At 71.1% G+C, this 10161-nt stretch carries 9 protein-coding genes; 4 read left to right on the top strand and 5 right to left on the bottom strand.

Features of this window, described 5'->3' with window-relative positions:
• Positions 1-124 precede the first annotated feature (124 nt).
• The 3 genes from ACFU74_RS07430 to ACFU74_RS07420 all read right to left on the bottom strand — a co-directional run bounded on the left by ACFU74_RS07430 (position 125) and on the right by ACFU74_RS07420 (position 2522).
• A complete protein-coding gene (locus ACFU74_RS07430; RefSeq protein WP_380753332.1) occupies positions 125-937 on the bottom strand; it encodes an AIM24 family protein in 813 nt (270 codons plus the stop codon).
• A gap of 296 nt (positions 938-1233) precedes the next feature.
• A complete protein-coding gene (locus ACFU74_RS07425) occupies positions 1234-1884 on the bottom strand; it encodes an AIM24 family protein (protein WP_380753204.1) in 651 nt (216 codons plus the stop codon).
• Positions 1884-2522: an AIM24 family protein gene (locus tag ACFU74_RS07420; RefSeq protein ID WP_380753202.1), complete on the bottom strand. Its 639-nt coding sequence runs from the start codon at positions 2520-2522 to the stop codon at positions 1884-1886. The genes ACFU74_RS07425 and ACFU74_RS07420 overlap by 1 nt, the downstream gene beginning before the upstream one ends.
• Before the next feature lie 196 nt (positions 2523-2718).
• On the opposite strand from ACFU74_RS07420, the gene ACFU74_RS07415 reads away from it, so the two are divergent.
• The gene (locus ACFU74_RS07415) at positions 2719-3036 is read left to right on the top strand and encodes a DUF3817 domain-containing protein (RefSeq protein ID WP_380753329.1); all 318 of its coding nucleotides are present in this window, start codon (positions 2719-2721) and stop codon (positions 3034-3036) included.
• Between the two features lie 105 nt (positions 3037-3141).
• Here ACFU74_RS07415 and ACFU74_RS07410 read toward each other — a convergent pair whose 3' ends face one another.
• On the bottom strand, positions 3142-4749 hold the full coding sequence (locus ACFU74_RS07410; protein ID WP_380753199.1) for a M4 family metallopeptidase: 1608 nt from the start codon (positions 4747-4749) through the stop codon (positions 3142-3144).
• Between the two features lie 416 nt (positions 4750-5165).
• Positions 5166-6803 carry a M4 family metallopeptidase gene (locus tag ACFU74_RS07405; protein ID WP_380753197.1) on the bottom strand — a complete coding sequence of 546 codons (1638 nt, stop codon included), beginning with the start codon at positions 6801-6803 and terminating at the stop codon, positions 5166-5168.
• A gap of 490 nt (positions 6804-7293) precedes the next feature.
• Here ACFU74_RS07405 and ACFU74_RS07400 point away from each other — a divergent pair, with 490 nt between their 5' ends.
• From ACFU74_RS07400 to ACFU74_RS07390, 3 genes are all read left to right on the top strand, one after another.
• Positions 7294-7833 (top strand): MarR family winged helix-turn-helix transcriptional regulator, encoded by a 540-nt coding sequence (locus tag ACFU74_RS07400; RefSeq protein ID WP_380753194.1) that lies wholly within the window; start codon positions 7294-7296, stop codon positions 7831-7833.
• A 50-nt stretch (positions 7834-7883) separates the two neighbouring features.
• On the top strand, positions 7884-8252 hold the full coding sequence (locus ACFU74_RS07395; RefSeq protein ID WP_380753192.1) for a DUF3817 domain-containing protein: 369 nt from the start codon (positions 7884-7886) through the stop codon (positions 8250-8252).
• A 178-nt stretch (positions 8253-8430) separates the two neighbouring features.
• Complete coding sequence (locus ACFU74_RS07390) at positions 8431-10116, top strand: methylmalonyl-CoA mutase (protein WP_380753189.1); 1686 nt, start codon at positions 8431-8433, stop codon at positions 10114-10116.
• The last annotated feature ends 45 nt before the right edge of the window (positions 10117-10161 follow it).

Genomic DNA, 10161 nt, shown 5'->3' with positions numbered 1-10161 from the left:
ACCCTTGCACCCATAAACCAGATTTTATTTAATTTTTGTACTACTTACCCGGTTTAACGGTGCGCCGGCCGCGGTGACCCGCCCCCGGGGGGGGGGGGCCCCCCCCCGCCCCGCGGCCGCGTGGTCAGAGCCCGAAGCGCCGTCCGAGGTTGCCCAGGTTACCGAGGCCGGGCACGTTCATGTTCGGCGCCTGGGAGCCGTGTCCCGAGGGGTACTGGCCCGGCACCCCGCCCATCGGCACCCCGGCCTCGGCGTGCAGTTGGCCGACCGACCGCTCCGCCATCAGCACCTCGGTGGACTGCAGCAGCACCTGGCCGGCGCCGATGAACTCGAACTGGTGCTCCTCGCCGGACGCCCCGCCCAGCCCGGTGAGCCGGCGCAGTCCGCCGATCACCCCGTGCATGTAGTCGTGGTCGTAGTGGTGGCAGGGCGCCGGGCAGTCCGCCCAGCCGACCAGCGCCTGCGGGTCCACCCGGATCGGCGGCTCGACGAAGTGCACCGGCCCGTTCGAGGCGGCGACGAACTTGCCGGTGCCGATCAGGGTCAGGAAGCCCGGGATGATCGACTGCTTCAGCCGCAGGGTGGGCTCGAAGGCCAGCAGGTTCCCCGAGCGGACCGTCAGGTTCCCCTCCTCCAGGTCGTAGGAGTTGAGGTCGAAGGCCCGGTCCGCCAGCAGCAGCTTGCCGCGCCCCTCGGCGACCACCCAGTCCGCTGCGTGCATCGGCGAGTTGAAGTGCTGCCCGAGCATCCGGTCGACCGCGCCGGCGCCGACGCCCTTGAAGGAGATGTCGCCGTAGTAGGCGATCATCTTGCCCTTCTGCAGGAAGTACGAGCCGTTCAGGTCGACCGAGAAGGCGTACGGGTTGACGTTGTCGTTGGACGGCAGGCTGTGCGCGTCGTGCACCACCGGGCCGGAGCCGTCCTGCGCCTTGGGCAGCGGGGCCTGCGCGCCGCCGTACTGCTCCTGGGCGTACTGCTGCGGCGGCTGGGCCGGGTAGCCCTGGGGCGGGGGCGGCGGGTAGCCGCCCTGCTGGGGGTAGCCCTGCGGCGGGTGCGGCTGCTGGCCCTGGGGCGGGTACGGCTGGCCCTGCGGGGGGTAGGGCTGACCCTGCGGGGGGTAGGGCTGGCCCGGCTGCTGGTAGCCGGGCGGCGGGGCGGCGGGGTACCCGGGCTGGGTCGGCTGGCCGTACGGGTCATGCGGCTGCCCGTACGGAGGCTGCGGCGGGTAGGACATCAGAGCTTCTCCTCGCTCGCCTGCACGTACACCGTGCCGTTCCCGGACAGCTCCAGCTGGAACGCCTCGCCGGAGCCGCGGCCGATCATGTCGCGCCACCCGAGCGCGGTGGACAGCTTGTTCTGGACCTGGCCGCGGTGCGCGACGTAGGCCTGCGGGTCGACGTGCACCGGCTGGTGCGGGGTGATCGGCAGTTCGAAGACGCCGCCGTGCGCCATCACCGCGACCGCGCCGTGGCCGTCCAGCTTGGTGGTGAACAGCCCCTGGCCGGTCACCTGGCCGCGGACCATGCCCATCACGCCGCCCTGCGAGCCCATGAACATGGTGGACTGCTGGAGCGAGCCCTCGAAGGCCAGCAGCCGGTCCGCCTCGACGTACAGGGTGTCGCCGGCCAGGTCGATCACGTGCACGTGGTGGCCGCCGTGGCCGAACAGCACGCTGCCCTGGCCCTCGACGGTCATCAGCGGGGTGTCCTCGTTGGCGACCCGGCGGCCGATCATCGACATCACGCCGCCCTGCCCGCCGGTCATGTTCGGCGTGAACCGAACCTCACCGGTGTACGCGAGCATCGCGCCGCGCTGGCTGAACATCCGCTGGCCCGGTACGACCCGGGCCTCGATCATCTTGTTGTTGATCTTCGTGAACGCCATCAGACGTCGCCCCCGACGGTCAGCTTCTCGGAGGGCTGCACGTAGACCAGGCCCTCGCCGGTGAACTCCACCTGGACGGCCTCGCCGCCGCCCTCGCCGATGAAGGTGCTCCAGCCGGCGCCGGACTTGATGGAGCGGTTGAGGTTGCCGGTGTGGGCGACGTACGCGCCGGGGTCGACCCGCAGCGGCATGCCCTGGGAGACCCGCAGGATGATGGCCGGCCCCTGGGAGGTGACGGCGGCCCAGCCGTGGCCCTCGACCTTGGTGGTGAACAGGCCGTTGCCGGAGGACACGCCGTTCAGGCCGGTGAAGGTGGTGCCGGTCTTCAGCGTGCCCTCGGTGCAGAGCAGGTTGTCGGACTCGACGTACAGCGTCTCGCCGTTCAGCCGCACGAGATTGATCTCGGTGGCCTGGTCGGCGAAGTAGCAGGTGCCCTGTCCCTTCACCTCCATGACCGTCATCTGCTCGCCGGTGAGCCGGCGCGTCACCATGCCGCGCAGGCCGTCACCGCCTCCGCTGAGCTTCTTGAAGTTCATCTGGCCCGTGTAAGCGACCATTGAGCCGTTCTTGGCCTTCACGAGATCGCCGGTCATGTCGACGGCGAGCGTCTTTGACCCCTGGAGTCGAAACTGTGCCACGGCCGCAATCTAGCGGTCGGCGGGTGCGGCGGGGGAGAGGTGGCGGCGTTCTGGTACGCGTCTGCGACAAACCGGGCGGGCGGAGTCCGGTACCACCCCCGACGGCGGGTTCGGACATGTGCTCGGTGATAATGGGGCGGATGCTTGTGAGTCGGTTCACAAGCGATCTCCGAGCCCCCCGCGTATCGAGGTACCCATCGTGAACAGCAGCGCCGTCCACCGCCTGCGCCTGGTCTCCGGCCCCGAAGGGGTCTCCTTCCTGCTCCTGCTGGTCTGCTCGGCGCTCAAGCGCACCACCGACTTCAACGCCGTGCCGGTGATGGGCATGGTCCACGGGATCCTGTTCATCCTGTACGTGGTCTTCTGGATCATGGCCTGGCAGGCGCAGAAGTGGGACGTCAAGCGCGGTGCCGTGCTGTTCATCCTCTCGGTGCTGCCCGGCGGCGGCTTCGTGGCCGAGCGGATGCTCAAGAAGGAGGAGCACGGCAAGGCCGTGGCACCGGTCACGGCCTGACGCCCTCCGCACGACCTCCCCACGGCACGCCGGCAGGCTGCCGGGGCCTCCTCTCCCAGTGGCCCCGGCAGCCTGCCGTGTCTTTCGGGGGTGGTCCGTCCGCGGCTAGTTGACGTTCACCGCGCTCCAGGCCGCGGCCACCGCGTTGTACTCGGTGCTGCCGGCGCCGTAGAGGTCCTTGGCGGCGTTCAGGGTGCCGGTGCGGGCGGCCTTGTAGTTGGTGCTGGAGGTGAAGTAGACGGTCAGCGCCCGGTACCAGATGGCGCCGGCCTTGTCCCGGCCGATGCCGGTGACGGTCGAGCCGTTGGAGGTCGGGCTGTTGTAGGCGACGCCGTTGATGGTCTTGGCGCCGCTGCCCTCGGCCAGCAGGTAGAAGAAGTGGTTGGCCACGCCCGAGGAGTAGTGGACGTCGATGCCGCCGATCCCGGAGTACCAGGAGTCCTTGGACGAGCCGTCCTTGGAGGGCTTGTCCAGGTAGCGCAGCGGCTTGCCGTTGCCGAAGATGTTGATCTTCTCGCCGATCAGGTAGTCCGGCACGTCCACCGGCAGGTTGGCGTACCACTCGACCAGGGTGCCGAAGATGTCCGAGGTGGCCTCGTTGAGGCCGCCGGACTCGCCCGAGTAGGTGAGGTTGGCGGTCGCCGAGGTGACGCCGTGGCTCATCTCGTGGCCGGCCACGTCGACGCCGGTCAGCGGGTTGGCGTTGCCGGAGCCGTCGCCGTAGGTCATGCAGAAGCAGGAGTCCTGCCAGAAGGCGTTGACGTAGGCGTTGCCGTAGTGCACCCGGTTGCTGGCGCCGACACCGTTGTTCTTGATGCCGCTGCGGTTGAAGGTGTTCTTGAAGTAGTCCCAGGTGGCGCCGGTGCCGTACTGCGCGTCCACCGCGGCGGACTGGGTGTCGGACGCCAGCCCGTTGCCCCAGGCGTTGTCCGCGTCGGTGTACAGCGCGTTGCCGCTCTTGGCGTTGCCGGTCCACTGGTTGCCGCGGGACGGGTCCTTGAGCTGGTAGGTGGAGCCGCTCTGGGTGGTGGTCAGGGTGACCGCCCCGACGTGCACGCCCTTGCCGGTGCCGACCGCGGTCTGCACCTCCTCGTGGGTGGAGAGCACCTGGCCGGTGGCGGCGTCGGTGACCAGCCGCTGGCTGCTCGGCGTGCCGTCGGCCCGCTCGCCGTGGACCACCGTCCGGTACGCCAGCCGCGGGCTGCCGTCGCCCGCCCAGACCACCAGCTCGGGGGCGCTCGCGCCGTCGACCCGGGTGACCGGCGAGGCGTCCGCGTCGGCCGGGGCGACACCGACGGTGGCCCGGACCGAGTCGACGGCCTGGGTGGAGGCGGTGCCGGCGGAGAGCGCCGGGGTGAGGCCCGGCAGCGAGATGCGGCCCTCGAAGGCCCGGTCGACCGAGGCGATCGAGCCGTTGGACTTCTGGTGGACGACGAGGTCGCCGCCGAGGACCGGCAGGCCGGCGTAGGTGCGGTCGTAGCGCAGGTGGCGGGTGCCGTTGGCGTCGACCACCACGTCCTTGACGACCAGCTGCTCCTGCCCGCCGAGGGCGAGCGCCTTCGCCACCGGCGCGGCCTGCTGCCCCGCCAGCGCGATGAGCGACTCGCGCTGCGGGACGGGGGCGGCCTGGGCGGGGGCGGCGGCGACCTGGATGGCGCCGGCCAGCAGGGCGGAGGCGGAGAGTACGGCGCCGGCTGTCAGCTTTCGCTTCACGTGCGGGTTCCTTCCACGAAACCGCGGGTGCGCGGTCACGCCTCGTACCGGGGCGCCGGGGTCGGCGCCAGGGGGCGGTAGGGCGCGGACGTGCTGTCCCGTGCGGCCTGACGCGTCGTCGGTGGGTGGGGCGACGGGCGTCCGGACGGGGCTTTGGGCAGAAGCATGACAATGCAGGTCGTGAAAGAACAGGGCGCGGCCGGGGATTGGCCAGGTCTCGCCAAGATTCCAACGGCTGGTGGTGGATGTGACAGTTGCCGTGTTTGTCTGCGTTCGCTTGCTTGGCGTGTTCCCGCCAGTAGTGGGGCTTGTCGGCATCTGTCCGCGTTGCTACGCGGGCGGGTGGGCGGGCGGGCATGCGGCGTCCGGGGGCCTCCCCTCCCAAGTGGGGCCCCCGGACACCGCCCGAGAGGGCGTCAGCCGACGTTGACGCCGCTCCACGCGGCAGCCACCGCGTTGTACTCGGCGCTGCCGGCGCCGTAGAGGTCGGCCGCGGCGCTCAGGGTGCCGGTGCGGGCGGCCTTGTAGTTGGTGGTCGAGGTGAAGTAGACGGTCAGCGCCCGGTACCAGATGGCGCCGGCCTTGTCCCGGCCGATGCCGGTGACGGTCGAGCCGTTGGAGGTCGGGCTGTTGTAGGCGACGCCGTTGATGGTCTTGGCGCCGCTGCCCTCGGCCAGCAGGTAGAAGAAGTGGTTGCCCACGCCCGAGGAGTAGTGGACGTCCAGGCCGCCCACCGAGGAGGACCAGGAGTCGGCCGAGCCGCCGTCCTTGGAGGGCTTGTCCATGTAGCGCAGCGGGGTGCCGTCGCCGTTGATGTCGATCTCCTCGCCGATGAGGTAGTCCGGCGGGTCGGCGGGGAGGTTGGCGGACCACTCGACCAGGGTGCCGAAGATGTCCGAGGTGGCCTCGTTGAGGCCGCCGGACTCGCCCGAGTAGTTCAGGCCGGCGGTGGCCGAGGTGACGCCGTGGGTCATCTCGTGGCCCGCGACGTCCAGCGCGGTCAGCGGGTTGGCGTTGCCGGCGCCGTCGCCGTACGTCATGCAGAAGCAGGAGTCGTTCCAGAACGCGTTGACGTAGTTCTTGCCGTAGTGGACCCGGCTGGTGGCGCCGACGCCGTTGTTCTTGATGCCGTTGCGGCCGAAGGTGTTCTTGTAGTAGTCCCAGGTGGCCGCCGCGCCGAACTGGGCGTCCACCGCGGCCGACTGGCGGTTGGCGGCGGTGCCGTCGCCCCACGCGTTGTCGGTGTCGGTGAGGAGGGTGCCGGAGCCGGAGGTGCGGTTCTTCAGGTCGCTGGTGGACTGGCCGCCGCGCGAGGCGTCCTTCAGCGAGTAGCCGCCGCTGACGGAGGTGGTGGTCAGCGGGACGGTGCCGACGAAGACGCCGGTGCCGGTGCCGGAGGCGGTCTGCACCTGCTCGTGGCTGGACAGCACCCGGCCGGTGGCGGCGTCGGTGACCAGCAGCCTGCTGCTGGGGGTGCCGTCGGCGCGGACGCCCTCCACGGTGGTCCGGTAGGCCAGCCGCGGGTTGCCGTCGGCGGCCCAGACGACCAGCTGGGCGGCGCCCGCCCGGTGCACCTCGGTGACCGGGGACTCGTCCTTGTCGGCGGCGACGCCGACGGTGGACTGCACCGCGCCGGAGGCCTGGGCGGCGGCCTCGTCGGCCGGGACCGCCGGGGTCAGGCTCGGCACCGTGATCTGCGCGCCGGAGGCCTTGTCGACCGCCTTCACCGCGCCGTCGACGGCCTGGTGGACGACCAGGTCGCCACCGAGCACCGGCAGGCCGGCGTAGCTGCGCTCGAAGCGGAGGTGGCGCGTGCCGTCGGCGTCCACCACGGCGTCCTTGGCGATCAGCGCCTCGTGGCCGCCCAGCCCGAGGGCCTTGGCCAGCGGGCCGGCCTGACCGTTCGCCAGCGCGATCAGGCCGGCGCGGTGCTGCGCGGCCTGTGCCTGGACCGACGGGGTCGGGGTGGCCTGGGCGGCGGTGCCCACCTGGATGACGCCGGTGAGGAGGGCGGTGGCGGAGAGTACGGCGCCGGCTGCGAGCTTTCGCTTCACGTACAGGTCCTTCCGGAAAACCGCGTGTGCGCGGTCGCGCCGCGCTCCGGGGTGCCGGGGTTGGCACCTGAGGGGCGGAACGGGCGCTGACGTGCTGCTCCGTGCGGTCCACGGCGGTCACCGGTGAGTGGGGCGGTGGCCACCGGACGGGGCTGGCGGAAAGCATGACAATCCAACAAGTGAAATGACAGGTCTCGTTCATGGATTGGCCAGGTCCCGCCAATGCGGCGGAAGGTGAACGGAGTGACAAAAGGGGCGAATCCACCCGCCTTTCAGCGGGTTGCCGTCCGAACCGACGCCTGATGGCGGGCCTCGGGCCGTTCGTGGGCCCAACCGCCCCGGCCGGGGCGATGGCTGGTGCCCGTTCACACCCCCGCAACGTGCTGGTATGTACCTGACGAGCCGACTGGCGTGTTCCCGCCACGTGTCGCGCTTGTCCACCATCAGGACGCCTGGTAGCCCCCGCCCTGCCCGCCGGTACGGTAAGGAGGTGGCCAAGCCCCTCGCTCTCGACTTCGACCCGATCGCCCGCGCCGACGAGCTGTGGACCCGCCGCTGGGGGGCCGTCCCCTCGATGGCGGCGATCACCTCGGTCATGCGGGCCCACCAGATCCTGCTCTCCCGCGTGGACGCGGTCCTCAAGCCGTACGGGCTGACCTTCGCCCGCTACGAGGCACTGGTGCTGCTCACCTTCAGCCGGACCGGCGAGCTGTCGCTCTCCAAGATCGGCGAGCGCCTGATGGTCCACCCGACCAGCGTCACCAACACCGTCGACCGCCTGGAGCGGGCCGGCCTGGTCGCCCGCCGACCCAACCCGCTGGACGGCCGGGGCGTGCTCGCCGCGATCACCGACCGGGGCCGCGAGGTCGTCGAGGGCGCCACCCGGGAGCTCATGGCGATGGAGTTCGGCCTGGAGGAGTACGACGCCGACCAGTGCCGCGAGGTCTTCGACCTGCTCCGCCCGCTGCGGGTGGCGGCGGGCGACTTCACCGAGCTCCCCGGCGAGGGGCCTGCGCGGGCCGGGGCGTGAGGGCGGCTACCCTCGTGTGAGCGGTGCGCGGATCAGGACGTACCCCCCCGATGCTGCCGAGCGAGGCGATGAAGACGATGAAGGCGACCCCCCTGCTGGGCTGGTACCGGGCCCTGGCCATTGCGACCGGTGTGGCACTGCTGGTGTTCTGCGGCTTCATGGTCGCGAAGTACGGCTTCGACGCGGCCGAGGACGTGACCACCTACGTCGCGATGCTGCACGGCTACCTCTACATCGGGTACTTCGTGGTGACCTTCCTGCTCGGCCAGAAGCTCAAGTGGCCGCTGGGTCGGATGGTCTTCTTCCTGGCCGCCGGCTGCATCCCGTTCGCCTCCTTCGTCGCCGAGCGCAAGGTGGTCGCCGAGGCCGCCGCCAAGCTGTCCGCCGGTGACGCCGCCCGCCAGCCGGCCGGCGTCTGAGCGAAGACCCCGAGGGCGCCCTTCCCCGTGCGGGGGGAGGGCGCCCTTGCGCATGCCCCCGGCATCAGTGGCCGGGTGTCCGTCGACAAGTACTAGGACGTCCGAGTAAATTAGTAGGACGTCCTGGAAACTGTGCCGCCCGCTGGCGTGGCGGCCGTACGGAGCGGAGTTCGGGGTCATGGACGCCGAGGAGATCGAGCGCGGACGGCAGCGCTGGCAGCAGCGGTACGACAGCGCCCGCAAGCGGGACGCGGACTTCACCACCCTCTCCGGGGACGAGGTCGAGCCGGTGTACGGCCCGGCCCCCGGACAGGCCTACGAGGGTTTCGAGCGGATCGGCTGGCCCGGCGAGTACCCGTACACCCGGGGCCTGCACCCGACCGGCTACCGCGGCCGGACCTGGACCATCCGCCAGTTCGCCGGCTTCGGCAACGCCGAGCAGACCAACGAGCGGTACCGGATGATCCTGGAGGCGGGCGGCGGCGGCCTCTCGGTCGCCTTCGACATGCCCACCCTGATGGGCTACGACTCCGACGACCCGCGCTCGCTCGGCGAGGTGGGCCACTGCGGCGTGGCGATCGACTCGGCCGCCGACATGGAGGTGCTGTTCCGCGGCATCCCGCTCGGCGAGGTCACCACCTCGATGACGATCAGCGGCCCGGCGGTGCCGATCTTCTGCATGTACCTGGTCGCCGCCGAGCGGCAGGGCGTCGACCCGGCGGTGCTCAACGGCACCCTGCAGACCGACATCTTCAAGGAGTACATCGCCCAGAAGGAGTGGCTCTTCGCCCCCGAGCCGCACCTGCGGCTGATCGGCGACCTGATGGAGTACTGCGCCAACGGGATCCCGGCGTACAAGCCGCTCTCGGTCTCGGGCTACCACATCCGCGAGGCCGGGGCGACGGCCGCGCAGGAGCTGGCGTACACCCTGGCCGACGGCTTCGCCTACGTCGAGCTGGGCCTGTCCCGGGGCCTGGACGTGGACGTCTTCGCGCCCGGGCTGTCCTTCTTCTTCGACGCGCACCTCGACTTCTTCGAGGAGATCGCCAAGTTCCGCGCCGCCCGCCGGATCTGGGCCCGCTGGATGCGCGAGCGGTTCGGCGCGAAGACCGAGAAGGCCCAGTGGCTGCGGTTCCACACCCAGACCGCCGGCGTCTCGCTCACCGCCCAGCAGCCGTACAACAACGTGGTCCGCACCGCCGTGGAGGCGCTCTCGGCCGTGCTCGGCGGCACCAACTCGCTGCACACCAACGCCCTGGACGAGACCCTGGCGCTGCCCTCCGAGCAGGCCGCCGAGATCGCCCTGCGCACCCAGCAGGTGCTGATGGAGGAGACCGGCGTCACCAACGTGGCCGACCCGCTGGGCGGTTCCTGGTACGTCGAGGCGCTGACCGACCGGATCGAGCAGCAGGCCGAGGAGATCTTCCGGCGGATCCTGGACAAGGGCCGCGAGGACCACGCGATCGGCCCGGTCACCTCCGGCATCCTGCGCGGGATCGAGGACGGCTGGTTCACCGGCGAGATCGCCGAGGCCGCCTTCCAGTACCAGCAGGGCGTGGAGAAGGGCGAGAAGCGGGTCGTCGGCGTCAACTGCCACCCGCGCAGCGTCACCCCCGAGCTGGAGATCCTGCGGGTCAGCCACGAGGTGGAGCGCGAGCAGGTCCGGGGGCTGGGCGCGCGCAAGGCGGCCCGGGACGAGGCCGCGGTGCGGGCCGGGCTGGACGCGATGCTGGCCGCCGCGCGCTCCGGCGCGTCGATGATCCCGCCGATGCTGGACGCGGTGCGCGCCGAGGCGACCCTGGGCGAGATCTGCAACGCGCTGCGCGAGGAGTGGGGGATCTACCGGGAGGTCGCCCGCTTCTGATCCCGCCCCGTGCGCGCGGAGGCCGCCCGGCACCCCTGGAGGGGC

The sequence above is a fragment of the Kitasatospora sp. NPDC057500 genome, assembly GCF_042802195.1.
Taxonomy (GTDB): domain Bacteria; phylum Actinomycetota; class Actinomycetes; order Streptomycetales; family Streptomycetaceae; genus Kitasatospora.
The sequence above is the reverse complement of the archived record's forward strand: the minus strand, read 5'-3'. Positions and strand labels throughout refer to the sequence as shown.

What these genes read in the sequence shown, in the direction of transcription:
- ACFU74_RS07425 (WP_380753204.1), bottom strand. Translation starts at nt 1,884, where the DNA reads ATGGCGTTCACGAAGATCAACAACAAGATGATCGAGGCCCGGGTCGTA.
- ACFU74_RS07395 (WP_380753192.1), top strand. Translation starts at nt 7,884, where the DNA reads ATGCTGCCGAGCGAGGCGATGAAGACGATGAAGGCGACCCCCCTGCTG.
- ACFU74_RS07390 (WP_380753189.1), top strand. Translation starts at nt 8,431, where the DNA reads ATGGACGCCGAGGAGATCGAGCGCGGACGGCAGCGCTGGCAGCAGCGG.